Annotated in this window: 24 protein-coding genes, 1 tRNA gene and 1 pseudogene; 15 read left to right on the top strand and 11 right to left on the bottom strand. The window is 60.3% G+C overall.

Going from position 1 to position 16,145, the window contains the following annotated elements:
* Nucleotides 1-38 precede the first annotated feature (38 nt).
* The 3 genes from ACWAT4_RS21380 to ACWAT4_RS21370 all read left to right on the top strand — a co-directional run bounded on the left by ACWAT4_RS21380 (nt 39) and on the right by ACWAT4_RS21370 (nt 3,549).
* Nucleotides 39-302, top strand: coding sequence for a hypothetical protein (locus ACWAT4_RS21380; protein WP_449727962.1), 264 nt, complete (start codon nt 39-41; stop codon nt 300-302).
* A gap of 316 nt (nt 303-618) precedes the next feature.
* Nucleotides 619-2,535 (top strand): hypothetical protein, encoded by a 1,917-nt coding sequence (locus tag ACWAT4_RS21375; RefSeq protein ID WP_449727961.1) that lies wholly within the window; start codon nt 619-621, stop codon nt 2,533-2,535.
* 9 nt (nt 2,536-2,544) lie between these two features.
* Nucleotides 2,545-3,549 carry an acyltransferase family protein gene (locus tag ACWAT4_RS21370; RefSeq protein WP_449727960.1) on the top strand — a complete coding sequence of 335 codons (1,005 nt, stop codon included), beginning with the start codon at nt 2,545-2,547 and terminating at the stop codon, nt 3,547-3,549.
* A 29-nt stretch (nt 3,550-3,578) separates the two neighbouring features.
* On the opposite strand, the gene ACWAT4_RS21365 is transcribed toward ACWAT4_RS21370, so the two are convergent.
* From ACWAT4_RS21365 to ACWAT4_RS21355, 3 genes are all read right to left on the bottom strand, one after another.
* Nucleotides 3,579-3,857 (bottom strand): hypothetical protein, encoded by a 279-nt coding sequence (locus tag ACWAT4_RS21365; protein ID WP_449727959.1) that lies wholly within the window; start codon nt 3,855-3,857, stop codon nt 3,579-3,581.
* Complete coding sequence (locus ACWAT4_RS21360) at nt 3,854-4,180, bottom strand: hypothetical protein (protein ID WP_449727958.1); 327 nt, start codon at nt 4,178-4,180, stop codon at nt 3,854-3,856. The genes ACWAT4_RS21365 and ACWAT4_RS21360 overlap by 4 nt, the downstream gene beginning before the upstream one ends.
* Nucleotides 4,181-4,314: 134 nt before the next feature.
* Nucleotides 4,315-4,389 (bottom strand) — tRNA-Glu (locus tag ACWAT4_RS21355).
* Nucleotides 4,390-4,616: 227 nt separating this feature from the next.
* On the opposite strand from ACWAT4_RS21355, the gene ACWAT4_RS21350 reads away from it, so the two are divergent.
* Together ACWAT4_RS21350 and ACWAT4_RS21345 are read left to right on the top strand one after the other, a co-directional pair.
* A complete protein-coding gene (locus ACWAT4_RS21350) occupies nt 4,617-4,871 on the top strand; it encodes a PilZ domain-containing protein (protein ID WP_212299801.1) in 255 nt (84 codons plus the stop codon).
* Nucleotides 4,872-4,916: 45 nt separating this feature from the next.
* Entirely contained in the window at nt 4,917-5,156 is a 240-nt protein-coding gene (locus ACWAT4_RS21345) for a hypothetical protein (RefSeq protein ID WP_449727957.1), read from the top strand.
* 126 nt (nt 5,157-5,282) lie between these two features.
* Here the strand turns inward: ACWAT4_RS21345 and ACWAT4_RS21340 are convergent, their stop codons facing one another.
* Together ACWAT4_RS21340 and ACWAT4_RS21335 are read right to left on the bottom strand one after the other, a co-directional pair.
* Nucleotides 5,283-5,921 carry a glutathione S-transferase family protein gene (locus tag ACWAT4_RS21340; RefSeq protein WP_449727956.1) on the bottom strand — a complete coding sequence of 213 codons (639 nt, stop codon included), beginning with the start codon at nt 5,919-5,921 and terminating at the stop codon, nt 5,283-5,285.
* Between the two features lie 350 nt (nt 5,922-6,271).
* Nucleotides 6,272-6,724: a VOC family protein gene (locus ACWAT4_RS21335; protein ID WP_212299804.1), complete on the bottom strand. Its 453-nt coding sequence runs from the start codon at nt 6,722-6,724 to the stop codon at nt 6,272-6,274.
* A 244-nt stretch (nt 6,725-6,968) separates the two neighbouring features.
* Between ACWAT4_RS21335 and ACWAT4_RS21330 the strand changes: the two genes are divergently transcribed.
* From ACWAT4_RS21330 to ACWAT4_RS21315, 4 genes are all read left to right on the top strand, one after another.
* Nucleotides 6,969-8,813, top strand: a complete 1,845-nt coding sequence (locus ACWAT4_RS21330) for a patatin-like phospholipase family protein (protein ID WP_449727955.1) — start codon at nt 6,969-6,971, stop codon at nt 8,811-8,813.
* A 231-nt stretch (nt 8,814-9,044) separates the two neighbouring features.
* A complete protein-coding gene (locus tag ACWAT4_RS21325) occupies nt 9,045-9,266 on the top strand; it encodes a hypothetical protein (protein WP_449727954.1) in 222 nt (73 codons plus the stop codon).
* 56 nt (nt 9,267-9,322) lie between these two features.
* Nucleotides 9,323-9,634 carry a transposase gene (locus ACWAT4_RS21320; RefSeq protein WP_449727953.1) on the top strand — a complete coding sequence of 104 codons (312 nt, stop codon included), beginning with the start codon at nt 9,323-9,325 and terminating at the stop codon, nt 9,632-9,634.
* Nucleotides 9,631-10,167, top strand: coding sequence for an IS3 family transposase (locus ACWAT4_RS21315; protein ID WP_449727952.1), 537 nt, complete (start codon nt 9,631-9,633; stop codon nt 10,165-10,167). The genes ACWAT4_RS21320 and ACWAT4_RS21315 overlap by 4 nt, the downstream gene beginning before the upstream one ends.
* 946 nt (nt 10,168-11,113) lie before the next feature.
* On the opposite strand, the gene ACWAT4_RS21310 is transcribed toward ACWAT4_RS21315, so the two are convergent.
* Nucleotides 11,114-11,329 (bottom strand): hypothetical protein, encoded by a 216-nt coding sequence (locus ACWAT4_RS21310; protein WP_212427376.1) that lies wholly within the window; start codon nt 11,327-11,329, stop codon nt 11,114-11,116.
* 68 nt (nt 11,330-11,397) lie between these two features.
* Between ACWAT4_RS21310 and ACWAT4_RS21305 the strand changes: the two genes are divergently transcribed.
* Entirely contained in the window at nt 11,398-11,568 is a 171-nt protein-coding gene (locus tag ACWAT4_RS21305; RefSeq protein ID WP_449727951.1) for a hypothetical protein, read from the top strand.
* A gap of 297 nt (nt 11,569-11,865) precedes the next feature.
* On the opposite strand, the pseudogene ACWAT4_RS21300 reads toward ACWAT4_RS21305, so the two are convergent.
* Nucleotides 11,866-11,970 (bottom strand): annotated as a pseudogene (locus ACWAT4_RS21300) (PEPxxWA-CTERM sorting domain-containing protein); the annotation flags it as partial.
* A gap of 321 nt (nt 11,971-12,291) precedes the next feature.
* On the opposite strand from ACWAT4_RS21300, the gene ACWAT4_RS21295 reads away from it, so the two are divergent.
* A complete protein-coding gene (locus tag ACWAT4_RS21295; RefSeq protein WP_449727950.1) occupies nt 12,292-12,525 on the top strand; it encodes a hypothetical protein in 234 nt (77 codons plus the stop codon).
* Between the two features lie 271 nt (nt 12,526-12,796).
* Here ACWAT4_RS21295 and ACWAT4_RS21290 read toward each other — a convergent pair whose 3' ends face one another.
* On the bottom strand, nt 12,797-12,994 hold the full coding sequence (locus ACWAT4_RS21290; RefSeq protein ID WP_212303759.1) for a hypothetical protein: 198 nt from the start codon (nt 12,992-12,994) through the stop codon (nt 12,797-12,799).
* 219 nt (nt 12,995-13,213) lie between these two features.
* Between ACWAT4_RS21290 and ACWAT4_RS21285 the strand changes: the two genes are divergently transcribed.
* Nucleotides 13,214-13,393: a hypothetical protein gene (locus ACWAT4_RS21285; RefSeq protein WP_212303758.1), complete on the top strand. Its 180-nt coding sequence runs from the start codon at nt 13,214-13,216 to the stop codon at nt 13,391-13,393.
* A 22-nt stretch (nt 13,394-13,415) separates the two neighbouring features.
* On the opposite strand, the gene ACWAT4_RS21280 is transcribed toward ACWAT4_RS21285, so the two are convergent.
* Nucleotides 13,416-13,835 carry a GFA family protein gene (locus tag ACWAT4_RS21280; RefSeq protein ID WP_212427379.1) on the bottom strand — a complete coding sequence of 140 codons (420 nt, stop codon included), beginning with the start codon at nt 13,833-13,835 and terminating at the stop codon, nt 13,416-13,418.
* A 224-nt stretch (nt 13,836-14,059) separates the two neighbouring features.
* Here ACWAT4_RS21280 and ACWAT4_RS21275 point away from each other — a divergent pair, with 224 nt between their 5' ends.
* Nucleotides 14,060-14,347: a hypothetical protein gene (locus tag ACWAT4_RS21275; RefSeq protein ID WP_212427380.1), complete on the top strand. Its 288-nt coding sequence runs from the start codon at nt 14,060-14,062 to the stop codon at nt 14,345-14,347.
* A 234-nt stretch (nt 14,348-14,581) separates the two neighbouring features.
* Here the strand turns inward: ACWAT4_RS21275 and ACWAT4_RS21270 are convergent, their stop codons facing one another.
* Entirely contained in the window at nt 14,582-14,809 is a 228-nt protein-coding gene (locus ACWAT4_RS21270) for a hypothetical protein (protein WP_212303755.1), read from the bottom strand.
* 217 nt (nt 14,810-15,026) lie between these two features.
* On the opposite strand from ACWAT4_RS21270, the gene ACWAT4_RS21265 reads away from it, so the two are divergent.
* Nucleotides 15,027-15,191, top strand: a complete 165-nt coding sequence (locus tag ACWAT4_RS21265) for a hypothetical protein (RefSeq protein ID WP_212303754.1) — start codon at nt 15,027-15,029, stop codon at nt 15,189-15,191.
* Nucleotides 15,192-15,491: 300 nt separating this feature from the next.
* Entirely contained in the window at nt 15,492-15,713 is a 222-nt protein-coding gene (locus tag ACWAT4_RS21260; RefSeq protein ID WP_212303753.1) for a hypothetical protein, read from the top strand.
* A 41-nt stretch (nt 15,714-15,754) separates the two neighbouring features.
* Here the strand turns inward: ACWAT4_RS21260 and ACWAT4_RS21255 are convergent, their stop codons facing one another.
* On the bottom strand, nt 15,755-16,057 hold the full coding sequence (locus ACWAT4_RS21255; RefSeq protein ID WP_212303752.1) for a hypothetical protein: 303 nt from the start codon (nt 16,055-16,057) through the stop codon (nt 15,755-15,757).
* Nucleotides 16,058-16,145: the final 88 nt, after the last annotated feature.

Below are 16,145 nucleotides of genomic sequence, written 5' to 3'. Positions count from 1 at the left end.
GCCGGGCGGTTTCCCGGCATTCAAAGGAGAAGACGAAAATGTCCGCATTCATGAGGGCAAAGATGCAGGTCAACAAGGTCGAGCGCTTCACGGGCTCGGATCGAATTACCTGCAATGCTGTCGCGGCGAAGAGTTATCCGGCGGATGGCTCCGACGAGGACAATACCTATGCGAACTTCAGTCCTTCGGGCGAGCTGTCGCTTACCATCGCCAACCCGTCGCTGCTCGGCATGATCGAGCCGGGCCAGAAGTTCTATCTCGACTTCACGCTGGCGGCGGAGCCGGAGAAGCCCTCGACCTGAATTCGTCCGCGTTCGCCTCCCGGACGGATGCCGGGCCCCTGTGGCTCGGCCGAGCCCGGCGCGCAATGACCCTGCGCGCCGGGCTTTTTTGTACAGGTGCGGCGATGACGCGACTTGCGCGTGCGGTCCACTTCTCAATCCCGCGTCGTCTCTGCGGATCGCGGGACGCAAAGCGAGGTCCAAATGGGTATTGAGCCCGGCGCGCGCCCGTCCTCTCATTTTTTTTGTGTGCTCAAGTTCCACCTGCGAGGGTAACTAGAAACCTCTTCGTGGGTTGATACGCGCACGCATGCCGTGTATATGAGGCGGTCGGGGTGTGGGTTGGAATATTTTGACCTATAGCAACAATGATTTACGCGTCTTCGACGCTCGTCTGCTGCGTGCGTTCGTGCGCTGGTGGTGGCTGATCCTCGGCGGTGCTCTACTGGCCGCGCTCGCGTTTTTTGCCGTCAACCCGTCCTTGCCGGGGGCGTATCGCAGTTCGGCCGTCGTGCGGCTCACCCCGGCCCAGGAGGCAAACTTTCGGGCCTGGCAGAAACCCGGCCCAGAGGTGCTTCCGGTCCGCGTCCAGCAGAAGCGGATGAAGATTACCTTTAGGGAAGCCATAGGACCGAGTTCCGACACGTCGCGCGTCCTCTACGTTGAGGCATACGGTGACACCCCGGAGCAGGCGCATGCGCTGGTGGCCGACAACTTGGATGAATGGCTGCGCAGCACGCCTTTCGACCGGCTCAGCGTGATCGTTGTGGCGGCAGATCTTCCGCAGGAGACGGTCCATGCCGAACGTGGCACGGCGAGCCTCATCGCGGGTTTCGCCGCGCTGCCCGTGATGGCAATCATTAGTCTCGCGCTGTCCTACCCTTCTGCGCGCGCCGGGCTTGCTGTCCTCGCGAATCCGACCATCGGCACGGTGTTGCTGATCTTTGTCGTGACTGATTTGGCGCTGGGCGGAAACGGTTATCTTGCGCAAGTCGGCAGCGTCAGACTGAGGGACCTGCTGTTCATACTGTGCATGATTTGGGCCGTCGCTAGCGTTGTGGCGCGGCCAGAATGTCGGCCGCCGCGCGCAATCTGGTGGCTGCTGGCGATATTTTGCGGTGTGACGAGCTTCGGGTTCCTGTACGGCTATCTCGCCGGTAACTTTGATACAGGGTACGTCTTGAGCGCCGGGCGGCCGGCTATGGAGGTCAATACAAGCTCGGTCGCGGCTATCATGCTTGAATTGAAGCCGTTGCTGTATTTCCCGATGCTGCTGTTTTTCGTTGTTGCCATACGGTCGCGGCATGAGGTGACGACAGTAGTCTCGATCGTCGTAGCGTCGGGAGTTCTGCTGGCATCGTCCTATCTGCTGTTGCTCCTCAGCGCCAAACTTGGTCTCGTGAGCTATGGCGCGATCTACGACACCTTGGGCGCGAGCGACGAGTTTATCTTCCGACACACCGTTGACAAACATGCGCCTTTCGTAGGTTTTTTCTACAAGGGGATGTTTTACGTTTGCATTGCGGCCATTCTGCTGTCGCTCGATCCTTTCAAGCTAACCAAGATTGCGGGCACGGTCGCTGTCGCTGCGGTGGCTTTCACGCTGACGCGGAGCCTCACGTTCGCGCTGGCGCTATGCCTGGTCGTCAGCGTCATCATGACGCACGATCGCCGGGCGTTCCGGCTGATCGGCCAGTTGGTGGTCCTCGTTGCGTTCACGCTCTTCGCGCATAATGCCGACAAGAGTCTGCCTCCCGAAGTCGCACAGGGGGCAGCCGCGGCCGCGGCGCCTAGCGCTGGCAACACTGAGGGCACTTCCATTGTGGAGAGCTTGGGGCGGCGGACAGATTCTTATCGTTCTGGCGACATCCGCTTCGTTGCCGATCATCTTGACCTGCGTACGCTGCTCATTGGCCGCGGCTTCGGTGCAAAGATCGATCAGCGCAGTCGGATCGAGCTGAACTATCTGGAAATTCTCTACAAGCAAGGCCTGCTGGGGTTGGCCACCTGGTTTCTTCTGTTCGGCCTCACTTGCTGGCTCTATGCTCGAACTCCGTCCTGCAACAGGGCCCTGGCTCTGGCCCTGGCGCTTTCGAGCCTGTTCGTATTTGTCTCGACAGCGGCGACGACATTTCTCACCGGCTCGATCGGCATGGGGATGGTCTTCATTACGATCGCGGCGCTGATCGTGCTGTCGCGCGAAGGCAAGCCTGTGGCATGGTATTCGGGCTGGCCGAACCGTGTGCCGACCTAAGTGTCCGCGATGACCATCTCGCCGCGGAACAATCTCGATTTCATCCGGACGCTGCTCGCGCTTGGCGTATTTTCCTTCCACGCCGGGCAGTTCATCGGCGTCGAGTATCCCCAATTGCCGTGGGTCCCGGCCTTCATTGCCATTTCCGGCTATCTGATCACGGACAGCATGTTTCGGTCGGACGGCTATTTGCACTTCGCCTGGAAGCGGGCGTTGCGGATCGGTCCGGCTTTTCTGCTCTCCCTTCTGCTGGTCTCGATGACCGGAGGAAGTATCCTCCGCGCGCTGACCGATTGGGTCTGTATGAGTCTCTGCAGCCGCTTCGCCAATCCTCCGTTGTGGAGCCTCAGCCTGGAGGAAATCACTTACGCTCTGCTCGCTTGCTGCTTCGCTCTCGGCATGTATCGGTCGGCGCGTCGCGCAATTCTGTGGCTGTTCGGCCTCTATGCCGCGATATCTGTCGCCAGCACCTATTTGCCGTTCGCAACAGCGCCAATCATAAGCGTGTTGCTGTCATTCATCGCAGGCTCGACCCTTTACCTCGTCAGAGATCGCGTGCCATGGTCCCCGCTTGCAGCCGTAGCATGTCTAGCCTCGGTTCTGTGGATGAGAAACACTCCGTTCGCAGGAAGCGCGCTATATGCGCTCTGCATCGGGCCGCCGATGGCCTACGCGCTTTTGACGCTGGGCCTTTATGCAAGGCCAGTGTTCGCTGGCTATAAGCAACGGATCGGAGATCTGAGCCTCGGCATCTACGTTTACCACTTCCCGATACTGATCTGGCTGTATGAGCAGCAGGGGTTGAAGGGGTGGTGGCTTTGCGCCGCCGCCCTTGGGCTCACGCTGAGTGTCTCCCTGTTATCGTGGCACTTGATTGAGAAGCGCGCGCTAAGTTGGCGCAACTCGCTGCCAGTGGCTGGTGGTCTACTCAAGGTCGATCGTGACACTGGCAACCATGCCGTCGGCGACGACCGCGGGGTAAGCGCCGCGCTGACGCCGCCGGCTGATGCCTAGATCGCGCTGGCTCTGCCGGCGTTTTTGTTTCAACTGATCAGCCGGTAGGTTTTGACGCGCTTGCCCCGCTCGACCTCCGGCGGCGGCTTGCCGGCGTTGAGCGCGCGCATCATGCCGATGCGGGCGAGCATGGTCGGGCCGCCGCGCTCGGCGACCAGCAGCAGCGCCTCGGCCGCGGCCTGCCATTCCGGGCGCGTCTGCGTCGCGGCGGGCAGGGCGGTGATATAGGCGCCGGCGTCGCGCAGCGTCACCAGGCTGCGGCCGCCCGGCAGCGCGATCGGCTCGTCGAACGCGCGCGACCAGCTCATCCGCGGCGATGCCAGGGCCGGCTGCGATCGGCATCGAGCGCGCGCGCCTGGCGGATCTGGTCGTAGCTGATCTGGCCTTGCAGGTCCGTCCATGCGATCCGGAATTGCGCCTTGGCCTGGTCGAGGCTTGTGGCGCGGCCGCGGTGCGCGCTTGGCTGCGGCACGTTCGGCAGCGCGACCGACCAGGACCATGCATCCGCGCCGCCGACGCTCGCCGATCGGAAGATGCGGCCGATCGGCAAGCCGTCCCAGATCACGGCATAGTCGTCGGGCGCGGTTTCGCCGCCGATGACGGTTTTGCGCATGGTGAGATCGTCGGGCATCGCGGGACTATCTGGCGCGGGAACGAACGTCGAACAAGTGCGGCCTGGAAGTGTGCAACAAACTGTGTAACAGCGATTTTCGCTGTCTCGTAATACGTTGAAATTGCTTTGATATTTTTCGGCAATTTGCCCGGTGGCGCTCCCTAGCGGAATCGAACCGCTCTCTCCACCGTGAAAGGGTGGCGTCCTAACCGATAGACGAAGGGAGCAAACGCAAGGCCTGATCGCATCTGGCGACAGGCCCGCTGGCCGGCCGAGTCGTGCCCGGCGGCTTGCAGCGGGCGAACGTATAGTGGCCTTTGGGCCCGTGGGCAAGCCGTTCCGGAACGCTGTTTTGGCGGCGGTGGATAGCCTGCCCCGGGACCGTTCGGACGGTCATTTCAACCGTTTCTTAGGGTTCCCGGGCTAGCGCTGGAGCGGGAGAGATCTTTAGCCGATGCCACCGCCCAAGAAGCGCGCAGCCCGCAAATTGCTGTCGCAGCATGCCTGGATCACGCTCGACGGCGGATTCGCGGCGCGGCATTGCCTCGTCCAGGACATCTCGGCCTCGGGCGCCAGGATCACCATGGACGAGGACGCAAGCCAGCTCCCGGGCGTGATCCGGATGGCCTTTGCACGGGATGCGCGGACCGGGCGGAGCTGCCAGGTGGTCTGGCGCCGCGGCAAGTCGGCCGGCATCAAGTTCCTCTGACGGCCGCCGGATGGCGCCGGGCCCGGGTCCCGGGTACAAGGCGGGATGCGCCCCACAGTCCTCGTCCTGATCTCCTTTGCACTGACCTCCACGGCCACCGCCGAGCCCTTGCGCCTGCCGCCGGCCGGAGGGCCGCAGTCCGGCAAGACCCTGCCGCTGAAGGGCACCGCGGGGGCGGCGAAGGCCAATGGCTGCGCCGCCTTCGGCCGCGGCTTCACCATGGTCGAGGAGACCTGCGTCAAGATCGGCGGCTCCGTCAGGGTCGACGCCGTGACCGGGCGCTGAGGGCGGACGTCGCCACAACAAAAACCGCGAAAACAACCCCATGCACAGTAGCCGTCAAGTGCGGGCTGTTTGCGCGGCCGGCGCGATTCACCGCGCTCTCGCCAGAGCTTAAACTCGGTCAGCGGTTCACGACATCGGCGGCGCCACGTGCTCTGCAAATCCGGGCCGCTTGCCGAGCTCGGCGAGCCACCGCGTCAGGTTCGGCTGCGCCGGCCGGCTGATCCCCTCGACGCCGAGCCAGCGCCGCGCATAGGCACCCACGGCGATGTCGGCGAGCGTGAACGCATCGCCTTCCATGAAAGGCCGCGTCGCGAGCAGGCGGTCGGCGATCGTCCAGACCTCGGAGGCGGCATCTGCATCCTGCTGAACCTTGATCATGTCGCGCTCGGCGGGCGCGGTGCGCACGATGCCCCAGAACACCGGGCGGTCGACCGGCTGCACCGTCGACAGCGTCCAGTCGAGCCAGCGGTCGATGCCGGCGCGCAGCTTCGGCGTCTCCGGATAGATCGGCGTGCCGCGCCCGTGCGCGAGGCAGAGATAACGCATGATCGAATTGGATTCCCACAGCACGAAATCGCCCTCGACCAGCGTCGGGATCCGCGCATTCGGGTTCATCGCGAGATAGTCGGCCTCGCGGGTCTTGCCATATTGCATGCCGGCGTCGATGCGCTGACAGGGCAGGTTGAGCTCGGCCAGGCACCACAGCACCTTCTGCACGTTGACCGAATTGGCGCGTCCCCAGATCGTCAGCTGCGTGTCAGGCATCAAGCGTCTCCCGCGGCGTTTTGACTTGATCGTTTTGACTTGGCCGTTTTGACTTGCCGCGGTTGATAGCGGAATTCACGGCATGGAGCGACGCGCAATGCCGTGAGCCCCTCATGCAAAAAGCTCCGCCCGGGGCGAAGCTTTCATTGCACGTGTCAGCTCGGTGTAAGCCGTTGCACTGGTCGTTGAATCAGGATCAGTGGCCGAAGAACAGCCACAGCAGAATGATCACCGGGATCGGCACGCCCAGCAGCCACAACAAAATTCCGCGTCCCATCGCGTTCTCCTCCAATTTGCATTTGTTGGAGGGACAACACCGGCGGATGGGGCTGGTTCCTGTGGTGCGGACTTTACCAGTGGCCGGTGTTGGGCATCGACGTCCACGGTTCCTGCGGCGCCTTCGGCTCGCCCTTCTGCAACAGCTCGATCGAGTGCAGATCCGGCGAGCGCACGAAGGCCATGTTGCCGTCGCGCGGCGGCCGGTTGATGGTGACGCCGGCCTTCATCAGCTTCTCGCAGGTGGCGTAGATGTCGTCGACCTCATAGGCGAGATGGCCGAAGAAGCGGTCCTCGCCATATTTCTCCTCGTCCCAATTGTAGGTGAGCTCGACCAGCGGCGCGCCGCGCGATTGCGGCTGCTTCTTCAGCGCCTCGAGATCATCCGCCGAGCACAGGAACACGAGCGTGAAGCGCCCCTTGTCGTTCTCGATCCGCCGCACCTCCTTCAGCCCCAGCGCATCCTGGTAAAACTTCAGCGCGACATCGAGATTGCGCACGCGCAGCATGGTGTGGAGATAACGCATGTTTCTTGCTCCCTTGGATGATCAGAGGGTTTTTGGTTTCGGGCCGGAACGGCGGGAGAGAGATAGCAGGAAAGTGGGAGGAGGGGCAGGGGGCGGGGAGAAAGAGTGCGGGAGGGGAGCGTGCGTCTCATTTGCAGTCCATCGAACCGGCAGCAGCTCAACTTGGCCTTCTCAGAGCGAACGAGCTTGAAAAACTTCGCAATTCAAGGTTGACTAGATCCCATTATTTTGAGGTCTTTTTGGCATGGACGATGGTGGAAAGAAGATTGCCCTTGCGTTGTCTGGCGGTGGATTTCGCGCGACGTTATTTCATCTTGGTGTGCTTGTGCTCTTGCACGAGCGGAAGAAGCTGGATCAGGTTGGCTACATTGGATCCGTTTCAGGCGGTAGCATTCTGGCGGCCCACGTCGTTCTAAACTGGGACCAATATCAAACTAACTTCGATGGGGCCGCCGACAAACTCATCAAGTTTACCCAGGCGGACATACGCGGGAAAATCATTCGACGCACAATCTTCGCGTGGCTCACAGTGATCCCGCGCTTTCTTCTACCAAAGAAATATCGCTGGACGGTCGGCAACCTTTTGCAGAGGCTCTTTAGAACCCACCTGTTTCAAACTGCCGAGTTACAAGACCTCCGCGCGAGCGGACGAGAAATCTTTATCAATTGCACTAGCCTGACGACCGGCTCAGCCTGCTTTTTCAGCAATGACTCGTTCAATTGGTACGAAAGAGAAGAAAGTGAAACGAAGCCTGGCGAAATTGTTTATGTTCCTAAGCGTGTTCCCTTGGATCAAACGCCTGTTTGGTACGCTGTCGCCGCTTCTTCGGCATTTCCGCCTCTCTTTCCTCCGATCGAGATATCGAGCGAAACGCTTGTCTGCAGTAAGGACGCATTCAAGGGTGTGTTTCGTCTAACTGACGGTGGCGTCTACGACAATCTTGGTATCAACCGTCTGTTCGAGCTTAGCAAGGATGCTGAATACGTTTTGATCAGCGACGCTGAGGGTGATTTCGATTCGGAGTTCGATAAGGACTACGCTTGGCCAGTGAGCCGCAACGTACGCGCAAGCGACCTCTTGATGACGCGCGTAAGCTCGCTCCAGCTCGACGCGCTAGAGAATGACCCCATCAAGAGATCCAAATTTGTGAAAGTGGGTATCAAGGACACTCTCCCAAAGGCAAACAAGAATGAAAAGCGATTGACGGTCGAGCAACAGCGCGCAATTGCAAAAGTGCGCACTGATCTTGATGCGTTCTCGGCCGAAGAAGTGGCAGCTCTGATCCTCCACGGTTTTAATACAGCCCAGGCCGCGTTGATTAAGAACGGGAGACTGGACGGGCCTTTCCGAGAAATGGCGTGGCCGAGATTTAATGGTTTTCCCCAAAGCCAAGCCGGCCTGTTGGAAGAACTGGTGATCTCTGCGCGGCGTCGGTTGCGGCTCGTCGCTTGGGATTGGAGTTCGATCGCAACTGTTCTCCTACTGTTTCTCTTTAGCTGGGGTGTGTTTTTGGCGGGGCAGTGGGCCTACAACGTGGCGGAACAAAATTTCCGAGCCGCAGGAGCCGTGAAGGTCGCCGACGAATTGGTTGAAAAGATTGCGGCGCTGCAAGGACAGCTGAACGCTTCTAAAGGTCCGACGACCACGACTAAAGGTCCGATGACCACTACGGCGCTTCAGGTGTGCCAAGGCGAGTATTCGGATCAGTGCCCTGTAGGTGCCGTCTGGCTCGATTGCGGCAAGTCCATTCAGGCCCTTATGGCGCCAATGTGCGATAGCTTTACACCAACGAGAATCTCATCGCGCAGTGGCAACAGGTGCGGCTACTCTGTTGATCAGATCGTCTGCTCATTCGAAGTGCCCAACTTAAGTGGTCTCTATACCTGCGAAGGAAAATGTACCGGTCAGGAGCACATCTCGCAATCTGACCGCGTTCTCAGGTGCACTAACGAGAGAAATGAATCGTCCGTCGGCACGATTTCTGGGCGGAGAACGTTTGTTGGGTGTTGGAATCTACAAGCAAGCGTTTCGGAGGATCTAAGGAGAATAGATTGGCACAACGGCACGGTTTGGAACAGGGTGCCCTAAGGATCATTCCCGGCGTGGTTTTTTTGGAATTACAGGTGACGTGCACTCAATTTCGCTATCGGCGAACCGCAGACTGAAGTCGCAGGACTGGCGGGCTGGTGATAGCGAACGAGTTTTATGGGCCGGCTCGTCAGATATCAAGCACTGGTGGGATGAGTGATTTCCTTAATAAGCCTCACTCGATCGATGGTATTAGGGAGGAATAGCGTTCCTGATCGACGGAGCTAGTTTGTGAGCGACTACAAAGCGCCGGACTGGGCAGAAGCCTACGCAACAGCCCGTGACGAGATTTGGGAGAAGGACCCGCATTACAGAGGGTTTCTTGCCGCGCTCGAAGAGTTAAACAATGAAACGGATAGAGGCATGGCGCTCGTCATCACCTCATTCATCGATAGAATGCTTGGCGATATCATCGCTGCATTTTTGATCGATAATCCGAGCACCAAGGTTTGAACCTCCTCCGAATGAGTGGACACCTGTAGTAGGCTCATTGAGCCCGGAGGTGTCGAATGGAACGTCAACGTCGGTCGTTTACCGAGGAGTACAAGCGCCAGGCGGTCGAGCTGGTGATCTCGAGCGGTCGCTCGGTCACGTCGGTGGCCAAGGAGCTCGGTCTGCGCGACTCGGTGCTGCGGCGCTGGGTCGACCAGTTCCGGCAGCAGCCGGCATCGGCGGCGTGGCGCCCCACCACGCAGGCGACGCCGATGTCGGCGGACCAGGCTTCGGAGATCGCCCGTCTGCGCCAGGAGAACGAACGGCTGCGCATGGAGCGCGACATTTTAAAAAAGTCGATCGCGATCTTCGCCGGAACCCGAACATGAGCTTCCGTTTCATCGAAGACCACCGCGACAGCTATCCGGTACGGCTGATGTGTGCCGTGCTCGAGGTCTCGCCGGCCGGCTATTATGCCTGGCGCGATCGCCCGGTGGGCGAACGGACAAAATCCAATGCCGCGCTCCTGGCCGAGATCCAGCAGGTCCATCGCGACAGCAGCGGACGCTACGGCAGTCCTCGCGTTCATGCCGCTCTGCGGACACAGGGACGCGGTGCCAGCCGCGGCCGGATCGAACGGCTAATGCGTCGATATGGCATTCGAGCGATCATGGCGCGACCCCGTCGGGTTCGCACCACTGACAGCCGTCACGACCTGCCGATCGCGCCGAACCTGATCGCGCGCGACTTCACGGCGGATGCCCCGAACCGGGTCTGGCTCGCTGATATCACCTACATCCCGACCGCGGAGGGCTGGCTGTATCTGGCGGCCGTTATGGATCTGTTCAGCCGAAAGATCGTCGGCTGGGCCATGCGGGATCATATGCAAATCGAACTCGGAATTACGGTGACAGTGCACTAAATTCCGACCGACCCGGCGGTTGGTGCGGTCGACGATGATGGTCGGCAACAATGATGATGGTCGGCAACAATTAAGTGAACCCGTCACCGTGATGGAAGGCGCTGCAACTCACTTGAGCGCAAGAGCCAACCCCGCAATAGGCGGGGCTTCGCAATCGGTATGTCCTTAGTCTATTTCCTCGCCGCCTTAGACATGCACGCAGTCAGGCCGGCCATCCGTTGATCTGGCGGCAGCGTTCCTCTGGCATTTCTTGCAAAAGATGCGTTGCAGCACTTCTTGCCTTGGGCGCCGGGGAAGGTGGCGTAGCACTCTGGTGTCCCTTGAGCGTTAACGAAGTTCAGGGAGAAGATGGTTTTGCTGAGGTCTGGTGTCCAGAGGCAGCGCGCCACGGTGACAGGGCACCCAATCATAGCGAACGACCACCGCACACCGAACCGAAGGATTATCAGGCGGATGATCGCGAACGCGCTTGGTGCATTGTCGCCGCAATTTCGCAAACAAATTGGAACAGAATTCTCCGAGCTGCCCTATCGGTACGAACAACCTCCGGGAGGTTCGAGATGCGCTGCTTCACACTTTGCTTGATTGGCCTTTTGGCAGGGGCTGCTCCTGCGCTGGCGCAAGTCGATACGCGTCAGCCGAACGGACCCGTGGACCTGCGTGTCGACGGGCGCCCCAACAAACGTGTCGGTTTGCCACCCAGCGCCGCAGATAGGGGCAATGGCACTCGCGAGAATCCGATCTACGAGAGCGATTGCGCGGAAGTGGAGCAACTGAATCCGAACGCGCGACAACGTTATCAGGCTCGCGTGCGCAGGGCCTGCGGCTATTAAAGGCGCAGGACGCGGAAGCCGCACGACTAACGAGGTGCTGATGATGAGCTTCACCCCAACTCGCATTGGCGGTGACAAGGCGGGGCGTTGCTTTCGGACAACGGTGATGCCGGTCACAGCACGGGCGCGCCGATATCGACACTCTCCGATGAACGGAGTTTGTCATGCGATATGTCGCAATCATCTTGCTTGTTCTCGCCGGCCTTCAGGCGGTGCGGGGCGGGTATCTCAGCGCCCCTCTCTTCGTCGTCATGGCGGCGGGCGGCGGGGTTGGCGCGATCCTGCTGAGGAAGTTGTGAAGGCACAATGTGAGGTTTGTCACGGTCCAACGCGCGGCTCTCTTGCACAGACACATCACGAAGCGATGATCCGTACAGAAAACAGCGGGAGAATTCAAATGACCCACACGATTCCGAATGACACGCGTGAGCTGAAGATTGGCGAACTCGACCGCGTGAGCGGCGGCCTCAAGGGGGCGCTTGAGGGCGTGTGCCGCAGAGACGCACCGTCCGGTCAGAGCGACCCGGCCCAGATGTTTCAGCAGATTTTGCAGTCACTGGTCCAATAAGGGCAGAAAACGCACCGCGCGCGGGCCCAGGGCTATCGCATATGGCGCTCGCACTGTCAGGCAGCGTTCTTCCCAATACCGGCTTGCGCCCACCGATTCCCGTCATTCCGGGGCGATGCAAAGCATCGAACTATGGTGCGCAATTGCGCACCTGAAAATCTCGAGATTCCTGGTTCGCCCTTCGGGCGCCCCGGAATGACGGGTCTGACCAAACGCGATAGCCCTGCGTGCAGGCCGACGCGGCCGAGGCGAAACTCGCGCGTCCGCGATGCGTACGCCCTTCCGGTGCTGTGTAGGCTAGCTCGTGCGGAGTGCCGCGTTCCGCCGATAGGCCGCAAAGCCGAGACTGAAAAAGCCAAGTATCATCATGGCCCAGGTTTGCGGCTCCGGCACCGCAGAGGCGGGCGTCGGAGCGTCGATGCTTTCGAACGTGAAGACTTCCGCGGACGAGTTCGTTCTGCTGAAACCGATATTGTCGAAGTTCGGATCAGCGGCCGTCACACATCCGGAGGCTAGCTTTTGGCAGATGGGATCATCACTGACCACGCGTGGCGCGCCCGGGGGATCCGACGTCAAACGAATGGCAGAGACCGACCTGTTGGTCCCAAAATCGACGGGATGGAGGAACAGCAATAAGTTCAAGAACTGCTGCAAGGACTCGGAGGGATCTCTCCGCGGCTCGTCCACTGGCCATCCACGCGCAGATCCATCTCGAAGGAGGTGGTGCCGCTGGAGCAGCAGGGGTCAAAAGTGCCAGGTCCTGAAACCCCGACGAGCTTGCTGACCTGGATTGGACCGAGGAGGAATTCATATTCGGCGCTGTTGAAGTCGCTCGCGCCGAGCCAGGTCTCCGATATCGTGGCAGCGCCGGCGCTGGTGGCAGCAACGCAACCCAAGGCGATTGCCGCGACGGTACGAAAAGCTTTCATTCGAAATGTCATGATCAATGGACTTTGAAACTATGAAAAGATTCCTATTAACTATATTCCATAGGGGAGTCAACTTGAAATTGTTGCGACGACCTACGACGTCGCGCACGGATCGTCCTCGTGAAGCCGGAGTTTCCGGGGCGGCGCGGGTCGAGCCAAATTGCGGGGATTGCGAGATTGCAGTCACAGTCCGCTCAACCTGATGCTGCGGAGGACGAGTGGCAACAAGTGGGTGCACTGGACTGCAACAAGGTGATCGCGCTGGACCGCAATTCCGGGCCTGGACCAGTCCTGCTCAATCACCCCTGGCTCATATTGTGCGCGACCTCGCCAACGGCGCTGCCCACGATGACGGCGGTGACGATCGGCCAGGCGCTCGCTACGATGACGATGGCCCCCCAACGCATGTCCTGGCCGGGCCGCCGATAGCCATCGTTGATGCCACCTAAAACCAGCCAAATCAGGCAGCCAATTGCGTATCGTTTGAACCATTTCACGGCGAAATACCTTCCAGCTATGCCCTTTAGTGGCCGGGGCAGTCAGCTTGGTTCACCATCTCCCGATCTTGGCCCCCGACTGGCCGGGATGTCGCTTGATGTACTTCATGAAGGCGGGATCGAGCCGCCGCCCGCATGGGAGATCCCGAGATCATGAGGAAAGAAACCATAAACCGGTGAGCGATAGGGTCTTGAGACGCAACCGCGTGGAGAGATGGCATGGACCTCTTTCAGTCTGTTCTGGCCTTCGTGCTCCTGGTGATCTGGTACGCAGGAGCCGTCTTACTCAGCGTCATCGGCTTTATCCTGCAGAACTGGATTCTCTCGATCGTGGTTGCCGGGTTCATCGCCATCATCGTGATCATCAGAATGCGCGATGCCGGCGGTGAGCGCACTTAGCGTCGCCGAAAGCGATGTTTTCTCAGTCTGACTTGTCCGGATGGTAGTTTTCCCGGAAATGCTTCACGGCACCCTCGATTTTGACCCAGTCGTGTTTCGATTGCTCGAAAATCGATATGATCGGGGCAGGGTATTTGGGATTTGCCATCGCGCCGACTGCAACGCCGATCATCGCAGGCAGGCCAGTCACTCTCCAACAGACTGTCGATCCGCACTGCGGACAAAAATAGTTATGCATGTCCCCGCCGCTTGCGGCGGCATGCGTGAACTCCTTTGTAATTCCTGACACGGTGACGGCTTCTTCGGGGTAGTAGGCGCCGACACCGAACGGCGCGCCGGTTCGGCGCTGACAGTCGATGCAGTGACAAGCAACGACGATCCTGGACGGCTCGTCCGGAAGCGAGAGCGTGACTGCACCGCAGTTGCACCTTGCGTGGCCCATCGCGGGAGCTCCTCATCGTCGTCCGAGTCTCACCCCAAAGCACGAGACTAGCAGAGGTACAGGGAATTGCGGTGACCGTGATGCTCAATTGATGGGGAATGAAATCTGCTGCACTGGATGCACTCCCACCGTATTCGCAGCTTTGTTCTCGGTGTTCACACTGACCAGTCTTGTCGAACTTCATCAAAACGGTAGTGTATCCCATTGCAACCAGGGGGAGAGTTATGAAGTCCACGTTCTATGCTGTCATCGCCATTTGTGTTTTTGCATCTGAAGCCATGGCCGCAGGCTGTGGTGGCATGGTCTGCAACAACAATCCGACGTGCCAGAGCTTGCGCAATGCGGGCAATTGCGAAGCAGCCCGTGCGGCTGGCGGCATGAAGCCCAACGGCACCAGCGGCAAGACCGCAGGCGAGTGCCGGCAGCAAGTCGGGTTCACGCAGGCGCAGTGGGAAGCCGGACAAACCACCAAGGCTCAGCGCAGGGCTTGGGACAGGTGCATGGGGCGGTAAGGAAAGACCGGACGCGGGAAGGGCGTCGGCGAAAGCCGGGGCCTTTTCTTTTCACCATCGAGGAGAAGGTTGAGCGAACGAGCGTTCAAAGAAGTCTCTTTGGCAAAGGCACGGCCGAGGATGCGCGATCTCTGTGCGCGCGATCAGACGGAAACCACGATTGCGGATCAGACATCAAAGAGGCCGCCGGTGAGGCGGCCTCCAGGTTTCGCGGTGACGTCCGGACGGACGATATCAGAAGGGCGGCTGCCCCGGTCCCGAACCCGGACCGAACGGGCCGCGCAAATTGCCCGGCCCCTGCAGGCCGCCGGCGATGATGCCGCCGACCCATTCCACCGCATGCACGATGGCGCTGCCGATGGCGCGGAAGGCGTCGCCCAGCCAGTTGCCGCCGACGATCGAATCGAGCTCGGCATCGGTCAGCTCGATCATTCCAGAGGTCGCATGATCACTGTTCTGCATGGTCTGCTCCTGTTGAGATCGGGCGGCGGACCATTCCGCCGTCGACGGGGAGCGTGCTCCCCTTGCACCTGTGATCTCAGGAGTACCCCGCACCATTTCTGGCCGCTGTGACGGTCGTCACAGATGGCCCGGCGGTGTGAACCGGCGCGGAACTCGCCGCGACGAATGCCTGGAAACGAGGGCGCTTCGCCCTGAACTGGTTGCAAGGCAGGATGCGATGCTTGACGCTTTGCTCGGCTTCATCTTCGACCTCGTCCTCAGCGCGGTCGGGACGGTGATCGTCAAAATGTTCGGCGTGGACAACGCCGCCGAGGTCGCGACGGCCATCATCGGTCTCGGCTTCATCGCCATCGGCCTCGCGGTCACGGTGTGGGGACATTGAGGCAGGACGATCGCGAGGGGGATCGATGGTCGCTGTTCGCCGTCCCTGCGGGATCAAGCGGCAGAACGGGCGGCGGGCGAGGGAGAGCTTCCGCCCCCTCTTAACCTTGATGAGTCAGGTTAATCCGAACCTCTGCTTGAGGCGGCCGGCCGTCTCGATCAGAGTTCCCCCGTCGGACAGGGCTGGTCTTCCATTTTCGCAAAAAGCCGAGACCACGATTTCAATTGTTCGGCACGGGCCGCCAGCGATATCCGCCAAAGTCTGGCGGCCCACTCCAACCCGAATGCGAGTGGTGCGCCGATGCCGTTTGATAATCTGTCAGATTACTTCGTCATGCGGATGTATGAGAGCCTCCGCGATGAAGTGCTGGCAGACGCAACCTCCGGCGTCCGCATCGTCGGTGAGCCGGCAAAGGCCCGCGCGGAAGAGCTTCAGCGCGAGATCGAACGCCGCGGCCTGTTCTGCACGCCCATCGCGTGGCCCGGCGAGGCGGCGTCCGCACAGCCGGGCACATCGTTCTGATCAGACGGGCTTTGCGAGGGCGGCAAGAACACTCTCGGCAGTTACGCCGCGATCCGTTGCTCGACGGGGGCCGTCAGATGCTTGAGCACTTCGGCATGCTCGAGGTCCGGAACCGCGATCGCCGTGTGGCTGTAGATCGCATGCGAGCGTGATTTTGCGATTCCATCCAAAATCTCTTTGCCCTTGATGACGTGAAGACCCATGCCGTCTCCGGACGGGAAGATCGCCAGCACCACGTCATAGGCGCCGATCACGGCCCTGAGCGCTTCGGCCTTGTCTTCGGCGACATCGACAAACACACGAACATCGGCTGCGAGTTCACGCAGCTCGTCAAAATCCAGCACTTTTTGGGTACTCCAACGCAACGAGACTGATTGGAGAGTGGCGGCGTTGGGTTACCAGAGTCTGAACAACGTCCATCAAGTTGCAAGT

Source organism: Bradyrhizobium sp. T-1, assembly GCF_053592855.1.
This window is presented reverse-complemented; position numbering and strand designations above follow the sequence as displayed.